The 26,359-nt window shown below is 67.3% G+C and carries 26 protein-coding genes; 18 read left to right on the forward strand and 8 right to left on the reverse strand.

The features are described from left to right. Position 1: 1 nt before the first annotated feature. The 13 genes from ON19_RS38455 to ON19_RS39630 all read left to right on the forward strand — a co-directional run bounded on the left by ON19_RS38455 (position 2) and on the right by ON19_RS39630 (position 13,304). Positions 2–865: an ABC transporter permease gene (locus tag ON19_RS38455; protein ID WP_043704506.1), complete on the forward strand. Its 864-nt coding sequence runs from the start codon at positions 2–4 to the stop codon at positions 863–865. Positions 866–872: 7 nt separating this feature from the next. Next, a complete protein-coding gene (locus ON19_RS38460) occupies positions 873–2,321 on the forward strand; it encodes an MlaD family protein (RefSeq protein ID WP_043704507.1) in 1,449 nt (482 codons plus the stop codon). Beyond that, positions 2,318–3,340 carry an MlaD family protein gene (locus ON19_RS38465; protein ID WP_043704509.1) on the forward strand — a complete coding sequence of 341 codons (1,023 nt, stop codon included), beginning with the start codon at positions 2,318–2,320 and terminating at the stop codon, positions 3,338–3,340. Before ON19_RS38460 ends, ON19_RS38465 begins: the two co-directional genes overlap by 4 nt. Continuing rightward, complete coding sequence (locus tag ON19_RS38470; protein ID WP_043704716.1) at positions 3,337–4,350, forward strand: MlaD family protein; 1,014 nt, start codon at positions 3,337–3,339, stop codon at positions 4,348–4,350. The genes ON19_RS38465 and ON19_RS38470 overlap by 4 nt, the downstream gene beginning before the upstream one ends. Continuing rightward, positions 4,350–5,450, forward strand: a complete 1,101-nt coding sequence (locus ON19_RS38475) for an MCE family protein (protein WP_043704512.1) — start codon at positions 4,350–4,352, stop codon at positions 5,448–5,450. Before ON19_RS38470 ends, ON19_RS38475 begins: the two co-directional genes overlap by 1 nt. Further along, on the forward strand, positions 5,447–6,571 hold the full coding sequence (locus tag ON19_RS38480) for an MCE family protein (RefSeq protein WP_043704514.1): 1,125 nt from the start codon (positions 5,447–5,449) through the stop codon (positions 6,569–6,571). Before ON19_RS38475 ends, ON19_RS38480 begins: the two co-directional genes overlap by 4 nt. After that, the gene (locus ON19_RS38485) at positions 6,568–7,746 is read left to right on the forward strand and encodes an MCE family protein (protein ID WP_043704515.1); all 1,179 of its coding nucleotides are present in this window, start codon (positions 6,568–6,570) and stop codon (positions 7,744–7,746) included. Before ON19_RS38480 ends, ON19_RS38485 begins: the two co-directional genes overlap by 4 nt. A 10-nt stretch (positions 7,747–7,756) precedes the next feature. After that, positions 7,757–8,452 carry a hypothetical protein gene (locus ON19_RS38490; protein ID WP_043704516.1) on the forward strand — a complete coding sequence of 232 codons (696 nt, stop codon included), beginning with the start codon at positions 7,757–7,759 and terminating at the stop codon, positions 8,450–8,452. A 21-nt stretch (positions 8,453–8,473) separates the two neighbouring features. Continuing rightward, the gene (locus tag ON19_RS38495) at positions 8,474–9,724 is read left to right on the forward strand and encodes a TetR/AcrR family transcriptional regulator (protein ID WP_227954880.1); all 1,251 of its coding nucleotides are present in this window, start codon (positions 8,474–8,476) and stop codon (positions 9,722–9,724) included. 299 nt (positions 9,725–10,023) lie between these two features. Further along, on the forward strand, positions 10,024–10,932 hold the full coding sequence (locus ON19_RS38500; protein ID WP_043704521.1) for an oxygenase MpaB family protein: 909 nt from the start codon (positions 10,024–10,026) through the stop codon (positions 10,930–10,932). A gap of 60 nt (positions 10,933–10,992) precedes the next feature. Beyond that, a complete protein-coding gene (locus ON19_RS38505; protein WP_227954879.1) occupies positions 10,993–11,808 on the forward strand; it encodes an oxygenase MpaB family protein in 816 nt (271 codons plus the stop codon). Then, complete coding sequence (locus ON19_RS38510; RefSeq protein WP_083900001.1) at positions 11,805–12,593, forward strand: oxygenase MpaB family protein; 789 nt, start codon at positions 11,805–11,807, stop codon at positions 12,591–12,593. Before ON19_RS38505 ends, ON19_RS38510 begins: the two co-directional genes overlap by 4 nt. 168 nt (positions 12,594–12,761) lie before the next feature. After that, positions 12,762–13,304, forward strand: coding sequence for an SLATT domain-containing protein (locus ON19_RS39630; protein WP_157230092.1), 543 nt, complete (start codon positions 12,762–12,764; stop codon positions 13,302–13,304). Between the two features lie 102 nt (positions 13,305–13,406). Here the strand turns inward: ON19_RS39630 and ON19_RS38520 are convergent, their stop codons facing one another. From ON19_RS38520 to ON19_RS38550, 7 genes are all read right to left on the reverse strand, one after another. After that, positions 13,407–14,327 carry a beta-ketoacyl-[acyl-carrier-protein] synthase family protein gene (locus ON19_RS38520; protein ID WP_043704522.1) on the reverse strand — a complete coding sequence of 307 codons (921 nt, stop codon included), beginning with the start codon at positions 14,325–14,327 and terminating at the stop codon, positions 13,407–13,409. Positions 14,328–14,329: 2 nt separating this feature from the next. Continuing rightward, a complete protein-coding gene (locus ON19_RS38525) occupies positions 14,330–15,379 on the reverse strand; it encodes a 3-oxoacyl-ACP synthase III family protein (RefSeq protein WP_043704524.1) in 1,050 nt (349 codons plus the stop codon). Positions 15,380–15,456: 77 nt separating this feature from the next. After that, the gene (locus ON19_RS38530) at positions 15,457–16,293 is read right to left on the reverse strand and encodes an SDR family oxidoreductase (RefSeq protein WP_043704526.1); all 837 of its coding nucleotides are present in this window, start codon (positions 16,291–16,293) and stop codon (positions 15,457–15,459) included. Positions 16,294–16,399: 106 nt separating this feature from the next. Then, a complete protein-coding gene (locus ON19_RS38535; protein WP_083900003.1) occupies positions 16,400–17,578 on the reverse strand; it encodes a DUF3089 domain-containing protein in 1,179 nt (392 codons plus the stop codon). Between the two features lie 244 nt (positions 17,579–17,822). Then, positions 17,823–18,749 (reverse strand): alpha/beta hydrolase, encoded by a 927-nt coding sequence (locus tag ON19_RS38540; RefSeq protein WP_227954878.1) that lies wholly within the window; start codon positions 18,747–18,749, stop codon positions 17,823–17,825. Positions 18,750–19,327: 578 nt separating this feature from the next. After that, positions 19,328–20,008 carry a class I SAM-dependent methyltransferase gene (locus tag ON19_RS38545; RefSeq protein WP_043704527.1) on the reverse strand — a complete coding sequence of 227 codons (681 nt, stop codon included), beginning with the start codon at positions 20,006–20,008 and terminating at the stop codon, positions 19,328–19,330. 18 nt (positions 20,009–20,026) lie between these two features. Next, entirely contained in the window at positions 20,027–20,698 is a 672-nt protein-coding gene (locus tag ON19_RS38550) for a chymotrypsin family serine protease (protein WP_043704529.1), read from the reverse strand. A gap of 500 nt (positions 20,699–21,198) precedes the next feature. Between ON19_RS38550 and ON19_RS38555 the strand changes: the two genes are divergently transcribed. The 3 genes from ON19_RS38555 to ON19_RS42745 all read left to right on the forward strand — a co-directional run bounded on the left by ON19_RS38555 (position 21,199) and on the right by ON19_RS42745 (position 22,956). Next, positions 21,199–22,062 carry an alpha/beta fold hydrolase gene (locus tag ON19_RS38555; RefSeq protein WP_372478695.1) on the forward strand — a complete coding sequence of 288 codons (864 nt, stop codon included), beginning with the start codon at positions 21,199–21,201 and terminating at the stop codon, positions 22,060–22,062. A 93-nt stretch (positions 22,063–22,155) separates the two neighbouring features. Next, positions 22,156–22,683 carry a MarR family winged helix-turn-helix transcriptional regulator gene (locus ON19_RS38560; protein ID WP_083900005.1) on the forward strand — a complete coding sequence of 176 codons (528 nt, stop codon included), beginning with the start codon at positions 22,156–22,158 and terminating at the stop codon, positions 22,681–22,683. A gap of 66 nt (positions 22,684–22,749) precedes the next feature. Beyond that, positions 22,750–22,956: a hypothetical protein gene (locus ON19_RS42745; protein ID WP_157230093.1), complete on the forward strand. Its 207-nt coding sequence runs from the start codon at positions 22,750–22,752 to the stop codon at positions 22,954–22,956. A 26-nt stretch (positions 22,957–22,982) separates the two neighbouring features. On the opposite strand, the gene ON19_RS38565 is transcribed toward ON19_RS42745, so the two are convergent. After that, positions 22,983–23,477, reverse strand: a complete 495-nt coding sequence (locus tag ON19_RS38565; protein ID WP_043704533.1) for a phosphoribosyltransferase — start codon at positions 23,475–23,477, stop codon at positions 22,983–22,985. A 170-nt stretch (positions 23,478–23,647) separates the two neighbouring features. Here ON19_RS38565 and ON19_RS38570 point away from each other — a divergent pair, with 170 nt between their 5' ends. Together ON19_RS38570 and ON19_RS38575 are read left to right on the forward strand one after the other, a co-directional pair. After that, positions 23,648–25,345, forward strand: a complete 1,698-nt coding sequence (locus tag ON19_RS38570) for an FAD-dependent oxidoreductase (RefSeq protein ID WP_043704534.1) — start codon at positions 23,648–23,650, stop codon at positions 25,343–25,345. A gap of 30 nt (positions 25,346–25,375) precedes the next feature. Further along, complete coding sequence (locus ON19_RS38575; RefSeq protein WP_043704536.1) at positions 25,376–25,888, forward strand: GNAT family N-acetyltransferase; 513 nt, start codon at positions 25,376–25,378, stop codon at positions 25,886–25,888. Positions 25,889–26,359 lie beyond the last annotated feature (471 nt).

Raw genomic sequence — 26,359 nt, forward strand, 5'->3', positions numbered from 1 at the left:
GATGGCGAGCAGTTACACGCCCCCGGCGCTGAAGCCCCTGCACGCCGTCGGGCAAGCCGCACTCGGGCCCGTTCGTGCCAATCAACGCGTGGGGCATCAAGCCATCACGTTCTTCCAGGCTCTGATCGCCATTCCGTTCGTCCTCAAGCACTATCGCCGTGAAGTGGCGCGGTTGACCGCCGATATCGGCTGGGGCAACGGATCGCTCATCGTGGGTGGCGGCACGATCGGTGTCGTCGTCATCCTGTGCGCGTTCGGCGGCATCATCGTCGGGATGGAGTCGTTCACGGCTCTGAACCTGCTCACCATGTCCCCGCTCACCGGCGCGATCTCCGGTTTCGCGACCACCCGTGAACTCGCGCCGATCCTCGCGACCTTGGCCTTCGCGATCCAGGCGGGATGCAGGTTCACCGCCCAACTGGGCTCGATGCGCATCTCCGAGGAGATCGATGCGCTGGAGTCCATTGCCATCCGGCCGCTGCCGTATCTGATCAGCACGCGCATGATCGCCTCGACGCTGACCATCATCCCGCTGTACAGCATCGGCCTCGCGACTGCCTACCTGACCACCAAGATCACGGTGCTGTTCCTGGGAGGAACCGCGGCCGGCACCTACGATCACTACTTCTTTCAGTTCCTGATCGGCACGGACGTCTTCTTCTCGCTGCTCAAGGTAGTGGTGTTCGTGATGCTGTCGACGTTCATCCAGTGCTACTACGGCTACGTCGCCACAGGTGGCCCGGAAGGGGTCGGGGTCGCGGCCGGGCGTGCCATCAAGATGGTGATCGTCGTGATGGTGTTCGCGAATCTCTTTCTGACATTGACCATCTGGGGCATCGATCCCGGATTCCGGATTTCGGGGTGAGCCGAGGATGATTCTGGACCCCAGCGGCCGTGGACCGACGGCCAGACAATTGACCCTCGCGGGACTGGCGGTGCTGACGACGATCGCGGTTCTGCTGTACCTGCTCGCGCTGCGCTACACCGGATACTTCGAGGACAAGGTCCCCGTGACCATCGTGTTGACCAGCACCGGCGACGGCTTGCCCGGACGGGCGGACGTCAAATTCCGCGGGATGGTCGTGGGCCGGGTGGCCGGGGTCGACGTGGTGGCCCGAGGAGCCGAGCAGCGGGCCGGCGTCGATCTGAAACCCGGTCTGGCGTCGACGATTCCGGTGAACGTGACCGCCAGGGTGATTCCGAACAACCTGTTCGGCGTCACCGCGATCGAACTCGTCGACAACGGCCCGGAAACGAGAACGCTGCGGGCGGGCGCGACCATTCCGGAGGACACCGGCAGCGAGACAGTGGCCTTGCAGACGACGTTGAATGTCCTGCGCAACGTGCTCCAGAACATCCAGCCCGAGAAGTTGGGCCGGGTGCTGGCCACCCTGTCGGCGGCGCTGGACCCCGCGGCGCGCGTGCCCGGCTCGACGGTGGAGCGCCTGGACAACTGGCTCACCGAGATCAGGGCGACTCCGGGCATCGACGCACTGCTCGGGGATCTCGGGCGAGCGTCGATCGCGTTGAGCCAGTCGGCTCACGAACTGGTGGGGGTGCTCTCGGAATCGGTGACCACCGCACGAACACTGGCCGAACGGCGCACGAAACTCATCGACCTGCTCGCCACCGGAAACGCGACAGTGGATTCGGTCAACGCGCTCTTCGCCCGCAACCCCGACGCAGGCAAGTTCCTCGTCGCCGGGCTGGACGACCTGTTCGGCAGCCTGGCCAAGGACCCGGAAGCCATTCCCTACACGGCCGCGAACCTGAACGTGGCGCTGCGACGGCTGGCCACCACGTTCCACTTCGGGCCGGCCAAACAGATGGTGTGGAAGATGGACGTGTCGTTCACACCCTTCCAGCAGTACACGGCGCAGGACTGCCCCCACTACGGCGACCAGTACGGCCCCCGTTGTGGCGGCGCCACTGTGCCCGAGGTGGCGCCCGAGCAGAACTACCCGCCACAGCTGATGCCGAAATGGCTCGACGCGGCAGGGCCCGCACCGGTACCGGTTGCGCCCCTGGGTGCCTTGGGGCTGGTGCTTCCTGAACTGCCCGCGATTCCCGGGCTTCCCTTCCTCCCGGGTCTGCCGTCCATACCCGGTTTTTCGCCTGCGCCGAGTCCCGTCGCACCGGTAGCACCCGACGTGCGGGCTCCTGGTGCTCCGGTGCAGCCGATCGCGCTACGCGGGTCCGACGCCGTGGCGGCGATCGTCGGAACGCGGCCGACCGTGGCGCAGTACTTGTTGCTGAGTCCGGTGCTGGCCGGTGGATCGGTCACCGTGACCGCCGCCGACAACGAGGGGGCGGGACGATGAAATCAGCCAAGGCGCTGCTGGGCTTCAGCCTTTTCGCGGTGGTGGCCGTCGCGCTCACCTTCACCATCTGGTCCACTTTGCAGCGGTCGGTCGACGGCGACACGCATCGCTATTCGGCGGTCTTCTCCGATGTCCTGGGACTGCGCGTCGGGGACGACGTGCGCATGGCGGGCGTGCGGGTCGGCCGCGTGGACGAGATCGACTTCACCGACGGCTACCGCGCCAGGGTCGATTTCCGGATCGACGAACGCCAGCGGCTCACCACCACGACGAAGGCGCTGGTGCGTTACCAGAATCTGATCGGACAGCGGTATATCGCCCTCGCGCCGGGCAAGGAAGCGGGCGCCGTCGTCGCGGCGGGGGCACAGATTCCACTGGAGCGAACCGAGCCCTCGTTCGATGTGTCCGCGCTGCTGTCCGGGTTCGAGCCGTTGTTCAGCGTGCTGCAGCCCGATCAGGTCAATTCGCTGTCCGAGACGTTGATCCAGGCGCTTCAGGGCAATCAGGTGTCCCTCAGCAGCCTGCTCACCCAAGCCGCCGAGTTGGCGGGCACCTTCGGGCAGCGCGACGAGATCCTGGGGGAGGTCCTGGGCAATCTCAGTTCGGTGATCAGCGGCCTGGCCAACCGCAGCGGCGAGCTGGAGACGCTGCTCACCCAGGCCAGGGCGCTCGTCGAGGCGCTCTACTCGCAAGGCGAGAGTCTCAAGCATTCGGTCGACCGGGTGGCTGCGACGACCGACTCGCTGACCCGCCTGATCATGCAGGTCAAGCCGGGATTGTCGAAGGCGCAGAACGACGCCGGCACCGGTGTCGCGTTGCTGCTGCTCAACGGCGCCTCCCTGGACCGGGCCGCGGTCGAACTGCCCGCCGTCCTCAACGGCGTCGCACGCTTCACCAGCAACGGCGCCTACGGCAACGCGTATCTGTGCAGCCTCGATGTGTCCCTGTGGGGCGTGCTGTTGCCTCCGGGGCTTTTCTCCCAGGTAGGCGGCAACTCACATTCGGAGGTGTGCCGATGAGCATCGGTGTCCCATGGCCGGGATTTCTGCGGAACAGATATCTGCGGCTCGGCCTGATCGCGGCGGTCACGGTGGCGGCTCTCCTGATCGGATCCAGTGTCCTGACCCAGGCTCGACTGGGAGAGAAGACGATTCATGCCGAATTCGCTCAGGCGGCCGGCCTGCGTCCCGGCGCGACAGTGGACGTATCGGGTATCGAAGTCGGTGCGGTGCAGGCGGTTCGGCTCGACGGCACCAAGGTCGCGGTGGAGCTGAAGGTGCGTCGCGATCTTCGCCTCGGCCCGGACGCGCGCGCGGCCATCAAGATGTCGACGATCCTCGGCCGCCTGCACGTGGACCTGGTGCCGGGCGACGGAAAGGGATTGCCGGGCAACCGCATCCGCATCGAGAACACCTCGGTGCCGTACAACCTGAGCAAAGTGATCCAGGACCCGAAGTACAAGAACTCCTTCGAACGCATCGAACGTCTCGATCCGCAGAAGCTCCGCCAGGCGCTGGACCTGGTCGACCAGCAGATGGGCGATTCCCCGCAGCTGGCGGTCCAGGCGCTCGACAGTATCGGTGCGCTCGCGAAGGTCGTCACCGATCGCCGCGACGAGGTGGACTCGCTGCTGAAAAGCATGGACCAGGTGTCCCAGCTCGTCTCGGACAACCAGAACAGCGTGCTGCTGTTGCTGACTCGCGGCGAAGCGATCGGCACCGCCGTTCAGAAGCGGCAGGACCTGTTGCAGCAGTTGCTCGACAACGTCGCGGCCCTGTCGAGATTGCTGCAGGAGATGGGTTTGGAGAACAACGGCCAGCTCGCGCCCCTGATCCACGACCTGAACACCATGTCGGAGGGGTTGGCGAAGAACCGCGACAACCTGGACCGACTCTACGAGAACATGCCCATCGCTCTGCGGCAGTTCAACAACGCCGTCGGGAACGGGCCCTACGGCGACGTGTGGGCGCCGTGGTTCTTCCCGGACAACTGGCTGTGTTTCGCTCGAGCCGTACAGGGGTGCAACTGATGAGAACACGACGACTCGCCGAGCTAGGCGTGCTGATCGTGACCGCGCTGGTCACCGCGAGTTGCGGGCTCGTACCCGACAGCCTGACCGCGCTGCCGAGGCAGTACCTCGGCGAACACGTGCGCATCAGCGCCGACTTCGAGAACGTGGCGGGACTCTACGCGGGCAACGAGGTAGCGGTGCTCGGCGTTCCGGTCGGCCGCGTCGACACGGTGCAAGCCAAGGGCAGCTACGTGCAGGTCACCATGAGCCTGGACAAGGGAACCAAGATCCCGGCCGATGCCGTGGCCGCCCTGGTGTCGCCGCAGCTGATCACCAACCGCCATGTCGAGCTCGCCCCCGCCTACAGCGGCGACGGGCCGATCCTGACCGACGGAACGCACATCCCGCTGGCCAGGACGCGGACACCGGTCGAACTCGACCGCATCCTGCAGAACTTCGACCAGCTCGGAGCCGCGCTGAAAGGCGACGACCAGAACGGTCCGATGGCCAGCCGAGTCCTGTTCCCGCTCCTGGACGGCAACGGCGACAAACTGCGCGAAACGCTGGACGCGCTGTCCTCGGCCTTCGAGGTGACCTTCGCCAACAAAGACCAGATCTCGAACACGATCATCAAACTCAACGAGATCACCCACATCATCGCCCAGAACGACCGGACGGTCCGCGACTTCAGCGGCCGCCTCACCGAATTGGTCCAGCTGCTGGGCGACCAGGCGCCCGGTCTGCAAGCGGTCCTGCGGCAATTGGACCAGTTCGTCACCAACACCTCCACGCTGGTCGGCGAGAACTCCGATCAGCTCGTCGGCGCGCTGAAGCGCTTCACGACCATCACCGAACAGATGCGCGCCAACGCCCGCGGCCTCACCGAGATCGTCGACGTCGGGCCGCTGCTGTTCGAGAACCTGTCCAACGCCGTCAGCCGGGAACATCAAGCGCTGCGCCTGCACGCGCTGACCGACAAGGTCCTGCTCGACAACGAGGTCCTGTCGCAGTTCTGCGAACGGATCCAGATGCGCCTCGACGGCTGCCGCACCGGAAAGATCCAGGACTTCGGGCCCGACTTCGGCCTCACCGCAGCGCTTCTGGGGATCTCGAAATGATCGGCACGAACGCGCTCCGGCGCACCGCGGTGGCGTCCGTGCTGGTCGCGGCGTTGAGCACCGCGACAGGCTGCACCATGACGGTGGCGAATCTGCCGATGCCCAAACCGGGCATCGGGGCGCCCGGCTATCCGATTCGCGCGGCTTTCCGCGACGCGCTCAATCTGCCCGACCACGCGCACGTGAAAATCGGCGGCACCGACATCGGAGTCGTCACCGCGATCAGCACGACCAACTTCATCGCCGAGGTGGAAATGCTGATCAGGGAGGACATCCAGCTGCCACGGGGCACCACCGCCGAATTGCGGCAGGCGACGCCGCTGGGCGACATCTTCGTGGCGATGACACTGCCGAGGGCGGCACCGGACGGTGCGAACCTGCGCGCCGGTGACGTCATCGGCACCGAGCACACCTCGGCTGCCGCCTCCGTCGAGCAGTTGATGATGTCGGTCTCGATGCTGATCAACGGCGGCGGCATCAACCAGGCCGCGAAGATCACCTCAGAGATGGATTCGATGTTCGCCGGCCGCGCGCCGCAGCTCGCGCACCTGCTCAGCGAGTTGACCAGCGTCATCGCCGCGCTGAATCAGCGAACCGGCGACATCGACAACGTCCTGGCCGGCCTGAATGTGCTGACCGGGGAATTGGCCAGGCGGAAAGCGGAACTGGGCGATGCCGCCGATACCTTCCCGGGGCTGTTGGCGCTGTTCGCCGAGAACAATCAGTCCATCGTGGACCTGCTCGACAAGGTCTCGGTCACGATGACCGCCCTGGGTGACTTCACCGACACCACTGGGCCGCAGGCGGTCAGCCTGTTCGACAGCATCCAGCGGTTGATGGCGGGCTTCACCCAGATGGGCGACGACCTGGGCGGAACATTGGACGGTCTACACACCCTGTACCCATCGCTGATGGCGAGTTTGGACGGCCCGGCCCTGGCCGTCGCGGCGACGGTGTCCTACCTCAGTGTCGGAGCCTTGACCGATCCCAGCGGCAGCAGGCTGCCCGAAGTCGGCGACGTGCCCGCCTTCATCGGCAGCTTGGCGCAGGTCATCGAGAAGGTGATCGGTCGGGTCACCAGTCCGCCACAGCAACCGCAGCAGCAAGGAGGCGGCCGATGAATTCCCCCTTGTGGCAGTGGCTGGTGCGCCGCCGCGTCGCGGTGGCGAACTTCGGCTTGGTCGTGGTGCTCGTCCTCGGTGCGGCTTATCTCGGCGCCGAAGTCCTGCGGATCGATCCACTGCGCGACAACTACTCGGTGACAGTGGAACTCCAGTCCTCGGGCGGCTTGTCGGCAGGCAACGACGTCACCTTCCGTGGTACCAGGGTCGGCAAGGTCCGTGAGGTGAAAGTCGCGGGCAGCGGTGTCGCGGCCGTGGCCGAGATCGATTCGGGGGCGAAGATCCCGGTGGGCGGCACGGTCGCCGTCGGCCGGCTGTCGGCGGCGGGCGAGCAGTACCTGGACTTCCGCCCCGACTCCGACACCGGCCCCTATCTCACCGACGGCGCTCTGGTGGAGCGCTCCCGGACCACCGTCCCGGTCAGCGTGCAGTCGGTGCTGACCAATCTCAGTGGCTTCATCGGCGGATTGAACCCGGACCGCCTGAATGTGATCATCGACGAACTCGACAAGGCGCTGGCGGGCGGCCCGGACCAGCTGCGGAACATGGTGTCGGGCATCAGCCGCGCCATGGCCGGGTTGAGCGATCTGCTCCCGCAGACCCGGCAACTGATCGAGAACCTCGAAGTGATCGCGGAGACGACCTCACACGCGCAACCGGACCTCGCGACACTGACCCGCACGGGCGGCGTGCTGTTCGAGCAATTGACGGCAGCCGACCGAGAGGTACGGCACTTCCTGGACGAAGGGCCCGACCAGCTCAACACGCTCGGCGGCTTCGTGTCCCGCACGCAGGATCCCATCACGAACCTGGTGACGAACTTCGTCGCGATCACCAAGGCCGCCAAACTGCGCGCACCGGCGATCGCGGCACTGTTCCCTGCGTTGCGGGTCGGCTCGCAGGCGTTGGGAATTCCCGCGCACGACAACGCCTTCCATACGCTGGTCGACTTCTGGCCGCGCCCCACGTGCGAGTACGAGACCATCCCCGTGGTCCCCACGGACAAGATGACCGACACCCGGATCCGGCTCTACAACTACTGCGTCACCAGCGATCCCGCCCTGCAGGTGCGCGGTTCGGCGAATGCGCCACGTCCCGACGTGCCGGACAACGGAGCCACCCGGCCACCGGGCGTAGGTGGCGACGAACTGTCGCGCCCGGTCCCCGGCAACTAGGAGAATGCACATGACCAGTGACGACATCGATTCGAGCGCCGAAGCCGAGTCGCCCGCGCCATCCACGGACGAGCAAGCGGCCGAGCCGGGGAAATCCGACTCCGCCGCCGCGAAGCCGGTCGAGGTGAACCGCGGGGCGGACACCACCGCTGCCGCCGAATCCCCGGCCTGGTGGCGCCGCCTGCGCGGTCTGCCGATCGGGCGTCCCGGCACGATCGCGGTGCGGTCGGCCGCCGCGATACTGGTGGGCGTCTCGGTGGCCGCGGCAGGCTACTGGTACGTCCAGAGCGACAACAGCAAGGACCAGCTGGCAGCGCAGGAGGACGCGCGCGCCGCCGCCTGCCGCTATGCGCCCATCCTGGCGAACTACGACTCCAAGAACCTCGACGCCTATTTCGCCGCGGTCACCGACGGCGCCACCGGCGACTGGAAGAAACAGTTCGAGTCCACCAGCACCGAACTGCGCGAAGTGCTCGGCCAAGGCGAGGTCACCTCGGCCACGCGGGACGTGCAGTGCGCGATACGCGCCGGTGACGAACACTCGGCCGAAGCTATCGTGATCATCGGCCAGACCATCACCAGTCTCGGCACCAAGGGCAAGCCCGCGCCGGGTCAGCTGTCGATGGTGATGCGCCTGGAGAAAGTCGGGGACCGCTGGCTGGTGAACAAGGTCAATTCGCCCTTGACGACGCCGCCGCAACCCTGACGGTCGGCGGTGCGCAGAGTGGTGCGGCAAAAGAGCGCCGGGACCGAGCCCGGCTCGCAGCGGGCGGTGCGGCGACGCCCGCGTGACAGGAAGGCGCAGATCGCGGCGACGTCCGCGGCCGCGTTCGGTGCACTCGGCTATCACGGCGTGAGCATGGAGGAGATCGCGACCAAGGTCGGCATCAGCTCCGCGGCGCTGTATCGCCACTACCCCAGCAAGTACGCGCTGTTCCGCGAAGAATTGCTGCGCTTGGGGCAGGTCACCGTCGAGGCCGCGACGCTTCCGGCGCAGGCCGAAACCTGGAGCGCCGCCGCCCGTTTGCGGCACGTCATCGATGCGCTCGTCGCCCAGGCCCTGGCCAACCGGCCGACCGTCACCCTGGCGCGCTGGGAAGGTCGCTACCTCGACGAGGACGACGGCGAGACGCTCACCGGTCAGTTCGCGGTCTCGCTCGCCGCGCTGGGGCAGCTGATCGGTGCCGTGCGCCCGCAGTGGAGCAAGCAGGACAGATTCGTCCGGGCCGTGGCGGTGCTCAGCGTCGTCAGCAGCATCGGTGACCACCACGCCGCACTACCGACGAAATCCCTTGCGGCGCTGCTTACTTCTGCGTGCTGGACGGCGGTGCACGCGCAACTGCCCGCCTTCGCCGAGCAGTCTCCCGCCGCGGCGCGGGCGACGGACACGCCCACTCCTTTCAAGCATCAACTGTTGCTGACGAAAGCCGTGGAACTGTTCCACGAGCGGGGATATCCGAATGTCAGCGTCGAAGACATCGCGACCGCGGCGGATCTGACCGCCGCGTCGGCGGTCTACCGCTACTACCGCAGCAAAAGCGATCTGTTGACCGCGGCTTTCCGTCGGGCCGCCGACCGGGTCGCCGGTGCTATCGGTCCCGCCATCGCCTCGTCGGCCACCCCGGGCGAGGCGCTGACCGAATTGATCGCCCTCTACGTGGCAGGATCCTTCGCCGAGCGGGAACTGACGTTCGTCTACTACACGGAGTTCTCCCACATTCCCCCTGAGGACCGGGTGGTGTTGCGCAACATCCAGCGGCTCTCGGTGGCCGAGTGGGTGAAACTGCTTGTCGCCGTGCGATCCGACCTCTCCGAAGCGCAGGCGCGCATTCTCGTGCACGCCGCGTTCGGCTTGGTCGTCGACCTCGGTAGAGCGCTGGGGGACGGCAGGCGCGACCTTCCGCGAGATGCCGTGATCCGCCTGATGGAGGTCACCTTGTTCGACACGGCCCCCCAGCCGCCCGTCGTGCTGAAGTGAGCGGCCCAGATCCCGTGCGGGATAGGAACATTCAACTACATATTTCAGCAATAGAATGCAAATCTGCACTACAGAGTGCAGTATCGACACTCGAATGCGCTATGCGAGCGTGAGAATATTCAGTAACATAATGTCAGATGGCTAGCTCGGGTCGTCGTACGCAGGAGAGTCCGATGCCACCGCGGCTGGACGGGTGGGGCGGGCCGTAGCCGGGCCGGTGTTCGGCGGCGTCCGTCCGGGCGTCGACGCGACTGATTCGTCTGCTCGCGCGACCTGAACGCAGAGGGAAGGAAACCACGATGACCGCAGTCGCTCATCAATCCGATCACGACCAGAACGTGCCGCTCACCAAGGACCGCACCCGGATCGGCATCAGTGTGACGCATCAGCCGTTCACGAAACGACCCCTCGAGCTCACCGACGCGCTGGACTTCTGGTCCTTCGCGGGGGCTGCCGCCAACGTCGTCATGCAGATGGCCCGGCCGGGTGTCGGCTACGGTGTGGCCGAAAGCAAGGTGGAGTCGGGATCGCTGATGAAGCACCCGTGGAAGCGGGCGCGGACCACGACGCAATATCTCGCGGTCGCCATTCTCGGCACGGACGAGGAGCGCAAGGCGTACCGGGAAGCGGTGAATGTGGCTCATCGGCAGGTGCATTCGGCCCCGGGAGCGCCGGTGAAGTACAACGCGTTCGACCGCAACCTCCAATTATGGGTCGCCGCTTGCCTGTACATCGGCTTCGAAGACACCTATCAGCTGTTGCACGGCAGGATGAACGACGAGCAGGCCGAAGCGTTCTACGCCTCGTCCTCCACTCTCGGCACCACCCTGCAGGTCACCGAGGACATGTGGCCCGCGACCCGGGCCGCGTTCGACGAGTACTGGAACGCCGCGTGCGAACAAGTCGTGCTCGACGACTACGTACGCGGCTACCTCGAAAGCCTGCTCGACCTGCGCATGATCCACTGGTATCTGCGGCTGCCCTTCCGGAACCTGCTCAGATTCCTCACCATCGGGTTCCTGGCCCCTATCTTCCGCGAACAACTCCGGGTCGAGTGGACCGCCGCCGACCAGCGGCGCTTCGAGAACCTGTTCGTGTTCGTCTCCTTCGTCAACCGCTTCATTCCCCGCTTCGTGCGCCACGGGGGATCGCACGGGCTGATGGTCGACCTGCGGCGGCGGATCCGCAAGCAGAAGAACCTGATCTGAGCGAGTGGAGCCCGTATGTCTCGTCCTGAACCGTCAGCGCGGTCATCGACCATTTCCGGGGTGGAGCACGGCCGGCGACGCCGCTACATGGCGGGGCCCGCGGCGCTGCTGGGCGGCCCGGCCAATGTGATCATGCAGCTCAGCCTGCCTCCGGTCGGCCGCGGCGTGGTCGAGAGCACGGTCGACAGCGGTCGGTACACCCTGCATCCCCGCAAACGCGGCCGCACGACCCTGACCTATCTGGCGGTGGCGATGCTGGGCACCGAGGAAGACCGAGCGGCCTATCGGGCAGCGGTCGACACGTCACATCGTCATGTGCGATCCGGTCCCGACAGTCCGGTGAAGTACAACGCCTTCGATCCGGAACTGCAACTGTGGGTTGCCGCATGCCTCTACCGCGGCACTCTCGATTCGCTCACCTTTCTCTACGGCCGCGCGGACGACGATCTGGCCGACGAGCTGTACCGTGAGGCAAGCCGCTTCGGAACGACATTGCAGATGCGCCCGGAGCTGTGGCCGCGCGATCGCGCGGCATTCGCCGAATATTGGGACGCCAAGCTGTCCGACCTCGCGGTGGACGAGGAAGTGCGGGCGTATCTGCTCGATCAGGTTGTCGATCTGGGGCCCTACCGGCGAGTCGAGCGGGTGCTGTTTCGCCGAGTGAACCGGTTCTTCACCACCGGCTTTCTCCCGCAACGCTTCCGCGAGGAGCTGGGGTTGGCGTGGAGCCCTCGCCGGCAGCGGGTGTTCGAGCGGACGATGCGTTCGATCGGGCTGGTGATGCGCGTGCTGCCGGAGCGTTGGCGCTTGTATCCGTTCGAAACGTATCTCCGTGAGATGCGCAGGCGGCGCGAACTCGGGAAAACATTGGTGTGAAGACCGGACTCAACGGTGCCGGGGCGCACGCCGAGCGTCGCGCGGGCGGCCTTGACCCACCAGGGCCGTTGCTGCGGAAGTACCTCGGTGACCGTCGTTTCGCGCTGGCACTTCCCCGGGCGGTGGCTCTGCAGATCCTGCATCCAGCGATCGCGACGGCGCTCACCGAGCACGTGACCTACCGGCTGTGGCTGCACAAGCGGCGCACCGTCAACGCGATGGTTCAGATCGCGTACTCGGGCCGTGATCTGCGATCGCTGATCCATGCCGGGCACGCCCATGTGCAAGGCGTCGACGATTCCGGCGCCCGCTATCACGCGCTTCGGCCGGACGTGTTCTTCTTCCAGCATGCGACGTATGTCGATACGTTGTTCTTCGCGATCAATACGTTCATTCGTCCGCTGACGCCCACGGAAAGCTTGCGCCTCTACGACGAAAGTGTCGTCTGGTACGACCGATACGGCATCTCCGCTCGGCATATGCCGCGCACGCTGCCGGAGTTCCGCGACTATTTCGACGAGGCGTGCGGCACGGCGCTGCGCGTGAGTCCAGCCGCGCTGCGACTGGCGCCGCAGGTGTTGCGCCCGGACGCGTGGATACCGCGGGCGTTGCCGAACCGCGTTGTGCGCGCGATACAGCACCCGCGAGCCCGCGACTTGCTGGGCGTGCCGCAGCGTCCGGGGGACCGGCACGCGTTGCGGCTCTACGCCGTGGCACTCGCGGCCGCGGCAGGTGTGGCGCCTCGTCGCGCGAAGTACCTCTACACCGCGCGCACGGCCGCGTAGACCAGCGAGATCGAGCCATCGTGTGCAGAGCCTGAAACCTGTTGCGGCAGCGCGTCGCACGTGTCGTGGGGACCGATCGAACGTCCGAGCCGTGCACGGTACCGCCTGCCGACCTGCGCAACAGCTGAAGATATGAACTTCGAGGGTGGTGGGCGCTACAGTACGGCCGTGACAGAGCACCGATCGCCCTTCGGCGGGGATCGCTCGCAGGACCTCGGAGTGCCGCCTTCGCTGGACCTCCGTTCCGCCGACTGGTCGAATTCCGATGAGACCCTTGCCCGGCTGTTTCAACGCGTCGAGACGTATGCCATAGAGGCACGCGATTGGTATGCGCGGGACAAACAGATGAAGCGGCGGACGAGCCTAGCCCTCACCGCGGCGGTGATCGTTCTGGGCCTACTCGGAATCCTGGTGCCCCTGTTGACCACCGCCGGAGTCGATGCCGTCAACCCGAGCTGGGGGTACGCACTGCTCGCCTGCGCCGCCGCCTGCGCGGCCTTCGATCGGTTCTTCGGCGTCTCGACGGCGTGGACGCGTGACCTCCGGAACGCGCAGTCGATCAACGCGATGCTGTGCGACTTCCAACTCGAATGGGCCTTTGTTTCACGGGCGCCCGCCAACTCCAACGGGGAGATCGACCGGCGCATGGGACTGCTCAGAGATTTCTCCCACCGAGTCAACGAGGTGATCGCCCGCGAGGCGGATTACTGAACGGCGTCCTCGGCGCTGCCACCGGCCCTGCCGGTGTCAACGGGGGCTACTCCACCATCCGAGGCGGGGCAGGGGGGCTTCTCGTCATGGCCGCTCCCGGTTCTACGCGTGCGTTTTCTGCCGCGCCGGTGACACCAGCCGTGGGTGGTAGGCGAGGCAGGCGGCCGATGCGCCGTCCGCGGCCAGGAAGATCACCGTGCGCGCGGTGTCGACCAAACCCGTGTCCAGTGCGTTGAGGTACGCATGGACGGGGGCCGCGGTGTAGGGATCTCCGATCGAGGGGTCGAAACCGACGACCGACGACGACGGGATGGCAAGGGTGTCGGCCAAACGGGTACGGAATCCGAAATCCCGGACCGGAGCCAGCAGCACCGCGTTCCCCTCGGCGAAGTCGACGCCGTCGAGTCCTTCCGCGTCCAGGCAGGAGCGCACCGCCGCGGTCGCCAGAGCGACCGGGTCCTCCGCACCGGCGCGAACGCACATGGCGCTACGGCCGTCTGCGCCGGCATCGTCCAAGGCCACCCAGGCAGTCGGGTCGACGACGCCGGTGGTCTCGCGGAACTGGAGCCGGCCGAATCCGCCTGCGGTAGGCGAAGTCCCGAGCAGCAGCGCCGCGCCGCTCGCGCTGTACGGGAAACCGGCGACGTGGCGCCGGGTCGAGGGGTGGGTGTCACCCGCGACGAGCAACGCGTACCGCACGGCACCCGTTGCCAGGAACGAATCGGCGGTCACGAGGGCATGCAGCAGCCCGGTGGCGCCGTGCATCAGGTCGAAGGAGAAGGTAGGAGCACGCTCTGCCTCGTAAGCCAGTCCCAGGCCGATCCGCTTCTGGATGAGCGCCGACACTGCGGGCTCGGAGATGTTGCAGTCGCGGAAGACGCCCGCGTTGACCAGCATGCCGACCTCGTCGAGGCCGACACCGGAGCGCTCCACGCAGGCGAGTGCCGCGCGCGCGGCCAGTTCGAAGTAGCTACCGGTGTCCGGGTCGGAGTTCGTCGCGGCCGAGATGATCGTCGTCCCCATTCTCATGCCTCCAGACGCGAGATGGTCGCGGCGAGGTATCCGGAGACGATGCCCGACGCCGCCGGAATCATGAGAATTTTCGACCCTTTCGGAATTCTCTCCTGCGCGAGATGCTCGTGCAGAACCAGGAAGTGCGAGGTAGAGGCGGTATTGCCGTAGTCGTGCAACACGTTGAGAGCCTGCGGCATCGGCGTGCCGAAGTGACGTTCGGTCAGATCGGAGATGTAGTCGATGGCCGGGGCGCTGAACTGGTGATGAATCCAGTAGTCGTACTTCTCGCTCTCCCACCTGCGCCCGTTCTCGGCGAGGAAGTCGGCCATTCGGTTGATGGCCTGCTGATAGCGGGCCTCGTTCTGCATGGCGCGGTTGTCGGTGTACATCGCGATACCGCCGGTACGGTCACTGGGCATTCCGATGCAGTGCTCGGCGCCGTCGGCCGTGGTCATCAGTTCGACGTAGTGGATCTCGTCGTCGTCGTTACCGCGGCCGTCGAGCACGACCGCGACTGCCGCGTCCCCGACGGTCAGCGCCGCGAACTGCGGGTCGTAGGGTTCGCTGATCTCGCGGACAGCTGTCTCGGCGATCGGCGTGATCTGCTCACCGCTCACCACCAGGCCATTGCGCACGACACCGGCCTTGATCATGCGGTCGAGCACCATCACACCGGTGATCATCCCGGCGCAGGCGTTCGAAACGTCGAAGTGCCGTGCCGTCTTCGCACCGATCGCTCTGCCCAGCATCAGCGCGAAAGACGGTGCGTAACAGAAGATCCCCGCGCCACGCGTGCGCGTGATGGAAGCCGAGATCACGATGTCCAGCTCGTCGGCCCGGTAATCGGAGTGCCGCAGACAATCCTCGATCGCGTGCAACGCCAGCTCGAAGGACGATTCGTACCGGTCCGGATCCGAGTCGTAGACCCGCCGATTCCTGATTCCGGTGATTCGCTCCAGATCCAGCGACCTCGGCACAGCCAGGTCGGCGATCAGATCCTCGGTGGAGCGGACGGTGGTGGGTGTGTACGAGCCGATCGACTCGAAACGCGTACGAAGCATGGTCCCCTGCTTTCTGCTCCAGTCGGCGACGAAGGTCGTGTTGTGCTCGGCGACAACGCGTCGCCGGTCCGCTGCGTCTAGTCGGTCAGCCCGACCAAGGTCGCGCTGACATCGCAGAGCTGCTGTCCGACCGCGTCGTCCTGCGCCGCACGCGACGGAGTCTTGATGCGGTTCTTCTGGAAATAGCAGCCACTGACCGTGGCGACGGCGGGATCGGTGGCCAGGTAGGTGAGTGCCCGGCCGCCCTCCGCGGCGGAGATCATGAACACTCGTTTGGCGAGCGCCGCGAAGGGTCGCCCGAACCAGGGCATCGAATCCCAGATTCCGGTCGCTACCGCACCGGGGTGGAAGGCATTGACTGTCACACCGGTGCCGTCGAGGCGCCGCGCCAGCGCCCGGGCGTAGAGGACATTCGCCAATTTGGAGCGGCTGTAGGCCTTTTCTCCCGAATATCCGCGCCGGAAGCCGAGATCCGCGAAATCCATGGTGGCGCCGAACTGCATGACCGATGAGGTGAACACGATGCGGGACGGGGCGCTGTGCACCATCAGATCGACGAGCAGTTCGGTGAGCAGGAAACCGCCGAGATGGTTCACCGCGAACGTCGACTCGATGCCGTCCTCGGTCTCGATTCGGGTCGGGTAATAGCCACCGGCGTTGTTGGCCAGCACATCCAGGTGGTCATACGTGGCCAGCACCTCCTTCGCCAGCTGCCGGACAGACGACTGCGAGGCGAAATCGCACTCCAGCGTGTCGACGCTCGCCGCCCCGGCCGAGCGGACCAGTCGCGCCGCACCGGAGAGCTTCTGTGGATTCCGGCCGACCAAGACGAGCCGATGCCCCTGCGCCGCCAGTTGCTGAGCCGATTCGAGACCGATACCCGATGTCGCCCCCGTGATCAGGATTGTCTGCACAGCCGACCACCCTGCCACAGAAGTTTCCCCGCAGATTGCTGACACGGCCACCGGTGCAAGATTTTCGCCGCTCGGGTGCGAGCGCGTCCCGGCGGCGCCGGTGGTTTCAGCGGTGCGCCGCGCGATCGGCGCCGCGCTGGGACGCCACGATGCGAACCAGATCGCCGAGGGCGATCTCCACGTCGGTGAGGTGCAGACCCCAGTTCGCGTCGGGGACGGGGTACAGCTCGGGGCTGCCCGGTTCCGGAGTCGCCAGCAGTGCCGTGGCGTCGCCGCCGCGCACGCACTGGAGCCGGTACTTTTCGGCGGGGACCAGCCACGGGGTCGGCGCGGCGACGGCGGATGGCCCGCGGCGCAGCGCCACTTCCACGCCGAGCGGGCTGGGCACCGGGCTCGTGCGGAGCACGGTGGCCGCGGTGCGCGGTTCGTTCTCGGCCAGCGAGGTCGGGTTGGTGCAGGCGATCTCGTAGTCGGGGCCGTACGGCCGAGGCAGCGGCTCCGGGGTCATCGGGTTGCGGCCGAATCGGCTGTCCGCGGGCGGGGTTGCGCCGAAGGTTTGCCAGGCGAGCACGCATCGCGTGTGCCGCTCGCTGCGGCACAGCGGCAGGTAGCGGAAGTCGCCGCCGACGTCAGCGTGCTTCGGCACCACCACATTGCCGCCGAGCAGGATCGCCGACAGGATACGGTCGCGCACCGCCTGCTGCGGTTCGATCTCCTCTCGGATCAGTTGGCGCAGCATGCGCGCACCCTGCGAATGCCCGATCAGCACGACCGGCCTTCCGCTCTCGCGCTCTGCGACGAACTGCCGCCACGCCCGCAGGACGTCCTCGTATGCAATCCGCGCCATCTCGGCGCGTTGCTCGGGGGAGTAGGCCCGCTCCGCCGCCAGCGCGGTAACGGTCCGCTGCCGGTACACCGGCGCGAACACCTGACAGACCTGGGAGAATCGGGCCGCCTGCTGTTCGGCGACCGCCCGTACCTCCGGTGTCACCGCGGTGTCGGAGTTGGGCGTCGGCTCCAGTGACACCGTGGGATAGACATAGAAGCAGTCCACCTCGGAATCGGCGGCGGGAGCTGGTTGCTCACGCACATCGGGTTGCCCCGCCTGCCGCACCGTCGTCGCCGAGCCGCTGCGGCAGGGATCGTTCGCCTGATCCGGCCTGCACAACCACACGACACCGGCGTCACCGACCGGGTCGGCCACCGCGCTCACCGACGATCCCGCACACAGGCCGACTCCGCATACGACGGCCGCCACCGCCCGCCGCCACCGACTGTCCCGCATCGCGCACACCTCACTGGTTCCACACCGGCCATCGGTGCTGACCTTGCCGCACCGCGAACGGTCGTCCGGGCGCCTTCGACGGCGTCAGCCTAGCGACGATCGCCCATGGCGGGACACCGATCCGCCGCCTCGGCGACGGTCGCTGCGATTCGGTGGCTGCTCGGCCCTCGGCAGTTGCCGGTCGACAGCGGCGACAGCTGTGCGTGCCTCGGCGGGGAAGACGAACTGCGTTGGTGGCAGCAGGTCAGTGCGCGCCGAGCGTATCGAGGATCATCGGACGCGCAGTCGCGAGCGCTTGCTGCCAGTAGGGCCAGGTGTGCGTTCCGTCGATGACGTCGACGCGGGCGGTGATCCCCAGCGCCGCGATTCGATCACGGAACATCTGGGCGGCAGCGGTCGTCATCGACTCCAGGCCCATCGCGTTGACCGTGTTCCCGACTCCGTACGGCAGGTCGAGCGGACCGGGCAGGCCATTGCCGGTCGATACGTAGATCGGCAGTCCGCGCAGCAATTCCGCCTGCACGGTGGCGTCGTTGCGGCTCCAGGCCGGGTCTCCGACCGGACCCCACATGTCGTCCACATTGAAGTTGCCCTCGTCCCACATGGCGGCACGCATCGCCTCGTTCCAGAGCGGAAACGTCGGGTGCAGGAATCCGGAGAAGGAGCCGGCGAACTTGAACTGGTTGCGATGGTGGGCGGCCAGCGTCAGGGCGGCGTTACCCCCCATGGAGGCGCCGACGATGGCGTTGTTGGTTCGCGACACACCGTACCGCTGCAGGTAGGCAGGCAGTTCACGGGTGAGGAAGGTCTCCCACTTGTACGTGGTCTTCTGACCGTTGGTGCTACTCGGCCGGTACCAGTCGGTGTAGAAACTCGAGTGTCCGCCGACCGGGAACACCAATGTGACGTTGTCTCCGGCGAACTGGCGCAGGGCGTCGGTATCGGTCGTCCACTGATTGTGGTCGGCCGGCGCACGCAGACCGTCGAGCACGTAGAGGGCCGCGCTCCCGCCGCGGGCGGCCCACTGGACCTGGACTTTGATCGGCCCCATGCTGGACGGCACGGAAAGCTCCGTGTGACCGCCTGCCGGTGCGCGCAATATCGGTGCGTGGATCGGCGCGGCGGTAGCCGCGGCCACACCGAGCGACGACATGAGCACAGCCGTCACCATGGCAGCGCCGGTCTTCCTCAGCCGACCACGAACAACCCGCTGCTTCCCAGATCGCGCTGCCATGCCCACCCGCATTCCTCCTGGCCTCTTCCTGTTCACCGACCGATCAGATCCGAATCAGACTGTCGTCGAGGGCAACTCGCTTCCTCCGCGCTTGCGGCCCGTCGCGCCCGGGATCGGGAGATCATCCTAGGTTGCGCCGCGGCGGCCCCGGAGCGCCGTCATAGTCAGACATGGGAACCTCTGACCTGACACCTTGCGCAAGTGCGGGCAACTCACCGGCGCTGGGTCCGCTTACCGGCGTAAGGCGATGCGGATCACCGGCTGAAACCGCTGGTGAGCGACCTCATCCAGATGGTAGCCCGAACAGCAGCTGCACGGCGGCGCTCCATCGGTGCTCGGGAGTCGGGCGTGTCGCCGCGGCGGCGCGTCTCGAACAAGCGGCGTGACGGTGGCTCCTGGTGTCGTTGTCGACCGGCAGGCGGCCGGGGGCTGAAGCACGACCGAACGCGGCCCGGATCGCCGAGCAACAGCCGGAACGATCCAACCGCGTCAGGCTGGTGGCGCGAGTCCAGCGCTCATTCCTGGTTCATCGAGTCGGTGGCACGGTCGGCGGGGGCGTCATAGACCAGGGAGTATCGCCAGAACAGGCGACGCCGGATCCGGGCCCCCGGCAGTTCCCGCGCGGCGGCGGCCCGGATTTCCGCGAGAGTTTCCTTCGGATCGGCGGTCGGTGCGGTCATATGCGGGGGCAGCGCGGCGGCTCGGGCCGGGTGCTCGATCAGTCCCATCACCGGGTTGGCGACTATGGCAGGCAGGTCGGCGAGCAAGTCGATGGGTCCGGCTTGGCGGTAGCAGCCGACGATCACGAGCCGCCCGCCCGGTGCCAGACAGTCGCGCAACTCGCGCAAGGTCGGCGCCAGGGGCAGATGGTGCAGGACGGCGACGAGGGTGATCGCGTCCCAGCGCCGCCGTGGGTCCCGCCCGGCGAAATCGGCGTGCACGATGGTCACCGCGGGATCGTCGGTGAAGCGCTCCGCCGCGACCCGGGCAGTCGCGGGGTCCGGTTCGAGCGCCGTCACGGTGGTGACGCGCTGACGCAGCCGGGCGACGAGGTTGCCTGTGCCGCAACCGACATCGAGAACGTGACGAGCTCCGGACGACGCCACCCGACCGACGACCCAGCGGCCGTAGTGATCGTTGTGGCTCCACGGATGTCGCTGGTTGAACCGGTCGAGTCGAGACAGCAGCACCGCCATCCAGGAATTGTCGCAATCTCAGATCGGCCGGAATCCGGCGCCTATGTCACCGCGGGCGTCGATGTCGGTGAGGATGGCGTTGATGTCGGTTCCCACCTCCGGCCCCAGGCACCCCATGCCCAAGTAGGCGTTGACCATGCCGACCAGGGTCGAACCGATCACCACCGGCGCGCCGGAATCGCCTTTGAGCACACACATCTGGGTCCAGGTGTCGCGGCTGTCGCCCATCATGTCGCCCCAGGCGACACCGCAGGTCCGGCCGGTGGTGCGGCCCTTCTTGCACACGACGTCGGGAAATTGCGCGGGAGCGCCGAGACCGTCGATGAAGAACCCGCCGACGTCTCGGGTGGGATCGACCCGTGCGGCATCGAATGCGATGATCCCGTAGTCCAGTTCACGATCGGCGTAGACGAAGCGCCCCAGCACTCCGTAGCTGGGATACGTCACGGACGCGACGCGCGCGCCGGGCTCACCGCAATGGCCCGCGGTCAACCCCACCAACCGGCCGCTCGCGTCGTAGCCGATGGTGGTGAGCGTGCACTCGGCTTGATCATCGATCACGATCCCTGATCCACCGCCTATCGGCGGTGGCGGCAACTGTGGAACACCGACCGCCGCGCCGGCGCCGGCCGAGACCGGGCCGCACGCCAGCGCCGCCGCGGCGACAACCTTCATCAGCGATCGACTCATTGTTCCTCCAACCGGATCGAGCAAGTTCGCCGCGACCCGAGCCGAGCCGAGGCCGACGCCCGCGGCGTCTCGCCACCGAAGTCCGCGACCAGCACGAACTTTCGTGTGTTCCACTCCGAGCTACCCACCCCGACGAGACGGAAACGGGCAACCGCTCGGATGACCCATGCCGTGCGCACTGAATCGAGCCGAGTCAGGGCCACTCACGCACATGCTGCGACCCACGGGATTCGAACGCCGCCATCACTCTGATCAGCTCCGGCGTCACCACAGCACCGTAGAACCATCGACCAAAACATCCGCACCTGCCACATGTAGCGCTGAGCGAAGCGGCCACGCCGCAGTGGTCGGCGGGCCAGCGCCGCTGCGGCTCAGGACATCCGGTATTGCCGCGCTCGGGGCGTTCGCAGGAGTGTGTACGCGACTTCGGCTGCACCGATGACTTTCGGGTGGATCCGTCGTCTATACCTCTGGATATACCGACAGACAGGAGTTCAGGCATGACGAGACCGTTTCGATCTGGCATGACCACGGTACGGGCGAACGGTGTGGATCTCGGCATCGAGAGCTTCGGCCGTGCGGACGATCCGCTGGTCCTGCTGGTCGGCGGCACAACGATGTTGTCCTGGCCCGACGCGCTGTGCGAGCGGCTCGCGTCGGGCGGGCGGCGCGTGGTCCGCTACGACCTGCGTGACTCCGGCGCGTCGACGACTCTCGACCCGGAGAATCCGGCGTACGACCTGCGGGATCTCGTCGCCGACGCGGCCGCGTTGGTAGGGGTGCTCGGCGCCGAGACCGCCCATCTCGGTGGGGTCGGCGTCGGCGGAATGGTCGCTCAGGTCGCCGCGCTCGACTACCCGGAGGTGTTCTCCGCACTGACCCTGGTCGGCACCCGGCCGGTGGCGCCGGGCCCGGTCGACGAGGACCTGCCGGACCACGACCCGGCGATCATGGTCGCGCTGTTCTCCCACCCGATGCCGGACTGGACCGACCGGGATGCCGTCGCCGCGTTCGCCGCCGAGGGCGCCGAGCCGCTGGGCGACGATCCGGAGGAAGCGCGGGCGACGGCGGCCCGTATCTGGGACCGGACGCCGTCGAGCGATCCCGCGGTGCACCAGGCGAACCAGCTCGGGATGGTGTTCTCCCGGATCGACTGCGCCCCGCGATGGCGGGAGCGGCTCGGTGAGCTCGAAGTGCCCACGCTCGTGGTGCACGGTCGCGCCGACCCGTTCTTCCCGGTCGGCAACGGCGAGGTCCTCGCCGCCGAGATCCCCGCGGCGCGACTGCTCGTCCTAGACGACATGGGTACCGCCCTGCGGCACGCCGCGGCCGACCAGGTCGCTGCCGCCATGCTCGCCCTCTGACTGTTCGGCTGGACGTGCTGGGGTGCGAACGGTCATCCAGCAGGCGACTCGGTCGGAGCAGGACATGCGGATTCGCTCCAGTAGGGTGTCCTGATGTCCGATGTAGCGCATCCTTCTCCAGCGGTGCGTGTCGACCCGGCCGGGGCGCCCGCCACCGCGAGAGCGGCAGAGCGCGATCTGCTCGCGCTCGCAGATCAGCTGTGCTTCGCTCTCTACTCCACCTCCCGCGCGATGACCGCGGCGTATCGGCCGTTCCTGGACGCGATGGAGGTCACCTACCCGCAGTACATCGCCCTGCTCGCGCTCTGGGAGCGGCCGGGGATGACCATGAAGGAGCTGGGCGAACAGCTACGCCTGGATTACGGCACCGTCTCGCCGCTGATCCAGCGTCTCCAGTCGCGAGGACTGGTCGAGAGCGTCCGGTGCACGCACGACCGCCGCTCGGTCGAGCTGCGCTCCACGGAAGCGGGTGATGCGCTGCAACGGGAAGCCAGGTCGATGATCGTCTCGGTGCTGGGCGAGGTCGGCTATCGCGTGGACGCGGTCATCGAGCTGCGCGACCAGGTCAACGCGCTCGGTGAACGCCTGGAGGCGGTGCTGTCCGAGCGGCGGAGTGGCTGAAGCGCAAGGCGATTGAGCTGATCCGGTCTCTGGCGGAGGCTGCCCTCGCCGCTCGAAGGAACCTCGATGCGTACCCGACTCCGCGCCGGAATGTTCATCGTCGCATTGCTTTTGGCTCCGCTGGCTCCCGCGGTCCCGGCTTCGGCTGTACCGCTGGAGTCCGCCCAGCCCGTCGAAGCGTCGGCCCCCGTCGCGAGCCCGGGTTGTCCCGGCGGCGCTCCGCACTGGGATTGCCTGCTGGCCTCGCTGTCTGCGAGCGGCTCCAGTCGCTGAGCGATGTCCGGCGGCCGTGCCGTCGGTTACGCGTCGAGCACGCGCGGGCGGCGCTGTATCACCGGTGGCTCGGTGGACCACGGAAAGTTGATCCACCGGTCGGTGCGCCGCCAGACGTACTCGCTGTCCACCTCCGACCACGGCTTCTGGTAGATCACCGCGCAGCGCACCTCGGCGACCTTGCCGGAGCAGAAGTCGCGGACCAGCTTCAGGGTGGCGCCGGTGTCGGCGACGTCGTCCGCGACGAGCACGGTGGCGCCGGCCAGATCCACCGCCTGCGGCACCGGCGGCAGCATCACCGGCAAATCGAGGCGCTGGTCGACGCCGGTATAGAACTCCACGTTCATCACGTGCAGGTTCTTCACCTCCAGCGCGTAGCCGAGCGCGCCCGCCACGAACAGCCCGCCGCGGGCGATGGACAGGATCAGGTCGGGTTCGAAACCGTCCGCCGCGATGGTCGTCGCCAGCTCCCGGCTGGCGGAACCGAACGACTCCCAGGTCAGTACTTCGCGATCCGTCACCGGTTCTCCCTCTCGCTGGACGCGACGCAGTGAGCATACGAGTGGCCGCCGGAGCTTCCCGGCCGGTTGCTCGCCGCGGGGGCGACCGGGGGCGAAGATGGCCGGAAATCTCGATATCGCGTCCGTATCTCTCGTCCGGCCTGCGCGTTTACCGCCATACGCTCGAGTACATGGACAGCCACTACGACGTGCTCGTCATCGGATCCGGCTTCGGCGGCAGCGTTGCCGCGCTGCGGTTGACCGAGAAGGGATACCGGGTCGGCGTGCTCGAGGCGGGCCGTCGGTTCGCCGACGACGAGTACGCGAAGAATTCCTGGCATCTGCGCGAGTACCTGTGGGCGCCGAAACTCGGCTGCTACGGCATCCAGCGGCTGACGCTGCTCAACGACACCTTCATCATGAGCGGGACCGGGGTCGGCGGCGGGTCGCTGGTCTACGCCAACACGCTCTACGAGCCGCCGGAGAAGTTCTACCGCGACAAGCAGTGGGCGCACATCACCGATTGGCGCGCGGAGCTGGCGCCGTTCTACGACCAGGCGAAACGAATGCTCGGCGTCACCGAGAACCCGGCGACCACTCCGGCGGACCGGATCCTGCGCGAGGTCGCGGAGGACATGGGCATCGGCCACACCTATCGCCGCACCCCGGTGGGCGTGTTGTTCGCGGACGGCGATTCCCGGCCGGGCCAAGAGGTCGCCGACCCGTACTTCGGCGGAGTCGGCCCGTCGCGCTCGACCTGCACGCACTGCGGTGAATGCATGACCGGCTGCCGCCACGGCGCGAAGAACACCCTGGTGAAGAACTACCTGTATCTGGCCGAAAAGGCCGGGGCCACGGTGCATCCCCTGACGACGGTGACCGACGTGCGGCCCCGGCCGGAGGGCGGCTACGAGGTACGGACGGTGCGCACCGGCAGGTGGGTGCGCAAGTCGAAGCAGACGTTCACCGCAGACCAGGTAATCTTCGCGGCCGCGGCGCTGGGCACCCAGAAGCTGCTGCACCGGCTGCGCGAGCGAGGCAGCTTGCCGCATGTCTCGCCGCGTCTGGGGTATCTGGCCCGCACCAACTCCGAAGCGGTGCTCGCCGCGCGGTCGCTGCGCAAGGACACCGACTTCACCAAAGGCGTCGCGATCACCTCGTCCATCCACCCCAACGACCACACCCACGTCGAGCCGGTCCGCTATGGCAAGAACAGCAACGTGATGGGTCTGCTGACCACGGTGCTGGTGGACGGTCAGGAGGGCAAGGCCCGCTGGTTGCTCGGGGTGAAATCGCTCATCGCGCAGCGACGCAACCTTCATCGGCTGCACAATCCGCGGCACTGGTCCGAGCGCATGGTGGGTGTGCTCGTCATGCAGAACGTCGACAACTCGATCGTGACCTACACCAAGCGCGGTTTGTTCGGCAGGCGCATGACGACCAAGCCGGGTGACGGCGCCGCGCCGCCGACCTGGATTCCGGAAGGTCACGAGGTGACCAGGCGGATCGCGGAGAAGATCGACGGCCTCCCGCAGGGCGCCTGGACCGATCTGATGAACATCCCGATCACCGGCCACTTCATCGGCGGCTGCGCGATCGGCGACTCGCCCGCGTCCGGCGTTGTGGACCCGTACCACCGGGTCTACGGACACCCGGGTCTGCACATCACCGACGGCTCGACGATCTCGGCGAACCTGGGCGTGAATCCGTCGCTGACCATCACCGCCCAAGCCGAACGCGCGATGGCGCTGTGGCCGAACAAAGGCGAGGACGACCAGCGCCCGCCCCTGGGCGCGGCTTACCGCAGGCTCGCGTCGATCGGACCGAAGAACCCGGTGGTCCCGGTCGCCGCGCCCGGCGCGCTGCGTCTGCCGATCACCCCGGTCTGAGCCGGGCGGAAAACCGGTCGCCTGGCGACCGTGCCGGGTGACAGGATCGGCGCTGTGCCCGGCCATGTCACCCTGGAACCGCTCGACGAGCAGTTGCTCACCGATCTGCTGCAGGCGGCGGTGGCAGATGCGGAGCCTGGCGAGGTGATGCCGGTCGAAGGGCCCGATAGCGACTGGAATGCCCAGCGGGAAGCGAGCTTCTTGGCATTCCACCGAAGCCGGGCGCTGGGGAGTCCGCCGATCGAGTCGACCTACGGCATCCGCGTGGACGGCGCTGTGGTCGGAGCGGCACGCCTGTGTCCGCTCCCCGCCGCGGCGGGCGCTGTCGAGGCCGGAGTATGGATCGGCCGTTCCCGCAGGGGAGCAGGCATCGCAACCGCGGTGTTCAGCGGACTGATCGAGCGGGCGACCGCCGAGGGTTACGCGAACCTCTTGGTGAGCACGACGGCGGACAACGCAGCCGTGCTGCGCATGCTGACCGCCCGCGGGATCGAATACGCCGTGGACGGCAATGCGGTCACCGCCTGGGTGAACTGCGCTTGACCTGCTGTGCTGTACCTGCCGTCACACGATGGCGCGTCGGAGCGACGAGAACCCTTGCGGCGCAGCGACTGCCCCCGCCTGCAGGCCTTGCGCCGCGTGCTAACAAGCGACCGTCGCCGCGCCTGCCGTTTGCGAGCGCATGCGGCGAATCCACGTGACCGGTAGCAACGTCCTCACGGCCCGGCCCGGCCCGGCCCGGCCCGGCCCGGCCCGGCCCGGCCCGGCCCGGCCCGGCCCGGCCCGGCCCGGCGTACGCGGGATCGCGGGCGGCGTCGGTGAAGCTCGCCCGCGCACAAATCGAGGCAACTCAGGCCACCACCGCGACAGATCATGCTCCCGACCGCAAGCTGATCGCGCGCCCCCGACAGCGAGGTCATCGCACCCACACCACCAGCTCACCTCATCCCCGGGTTTCGAGCGAAGCGAGACCGAGCATGCGCCGTTCGCGGCCCGGCTCGCGTCCGAGTGGCT

It is taken from the genome of Nocardia abscessus NBRC 100374, assembly GCF_000308455.1.
In the GTDB taxonomy this organism is placed as follows: Bacteria; Actinomycetota; Actinomycetes; order Mycobacteriales; family Mycobacteriaceae; genus Nocardia; species Nocardia abscessus.